At 61.0% G+C, this 1,068-nt stretch carries 1 protein-coding gene; it reads left to right on the forward strand.

The window, feature by feature from the left end:
- On the forward strand, positions 1–1,068 hold a 1,068-nt coding region (locus V6C16_RS14040), incomplete at both ends, for a DEAD/DEAH box helicase (protein WP_333543530.1).

The following is a 1,068-nucleotide window of genomic DNA, read 5'->3' on the forward strand; positions in this document are numbered from 1 at the left end:
ACGGGCATTGTGACCGTGGCCGTTTACGGCGGCGTGGGCTACAAAAAGCAGATGGACGCCCTGCGCAACGGCGCGCAGCTTATTGTCGGCACGCCAGGCCGTGTGCTTGACCACCTGCTGCGCCGTACCCTGGACCTCGGCGACCTGCGCGAGTTGGTCTTTGACGAGGCCGACCGCATGCTTTCCATCGGCTTCTACCCCGACATGAAGGAAATACAGCGCTACCTGCCCAGGCGGCGCATCCATACCTGCCTGTTCTCGGCCACCTATCCCCCTCATGTGCTCAAGCTTTCCGGGGAATTCATGGCCGAGCCGGCCATGCTTTCGCTTTCGCAAAAGGAAGTGCATGTGGCCGAAGTGCAGCATCTCTTCTGCGAAGTGAAGCCGATGGATAAAGACCGCGCCCTGGTGCGTCTGCTTGAGACGGAAAACCCGGCGTCGGCCATCATTTTTTGCAATACCAAGTCCAATGTCCACTATGTGACCGGCGTGCTTCAGGGTTTTGGCTATAATGCCGACGAGCTTTCCGCAGATCTTTCGCAGTCGCGGCGTGAGGCCGTGCTTGAAAAAATCCGGCAGGGCAAGCTTCAGTATCTGGTCGCCACGGACGTGGCCGCGCGCGGTATTGATATCCCCGAGCTTTCCCACGTGTTTTTATACGAGCCGCCGGAAGATCACGAAAGCTACATCCACCGGGCCGGGCGCACAGGCCGGGCCGGAGCCGCCGGTACGGTCATTTCGCTGGTGGACGTCATGCAGCGCATGGAACTTGACCGCATTGCAAAGCATTACAAGATAGGTCTTATCCCGATGGCGCTGCCTACGGACGAAGATGTGGCCCTTGTGGCGGGAACGCGGCTCACAGCCATTCTTGAAGGCCGCTTTCGCAATCTCACGGGCCTTGAGCGGGTGCGCGTGGCGCGCTACGCCGCTCTGGCGCGGGAGCTTGCCGCCGAGAATGATGAAGAGGAAAGCGTCCTGCTGCTGGCCATGCTGCTGGCCGCGGCCCATCAGGAAAGCCTGCGTGAAAACCGCTTTCCCGACCAGTCTTCCGGCGCGGCCGGGCAG

The organism is Desulfovibrio sp. 1188_IL3213 (assembly GCF_036763145.1).
In the GTDB taxonomy this organism is placed as follows: Bacteria; Desulfobacterota; Desulfovibrionia; order Desulfovibrionales; family Desulfovibrionaceae; genus Desulfovibrio.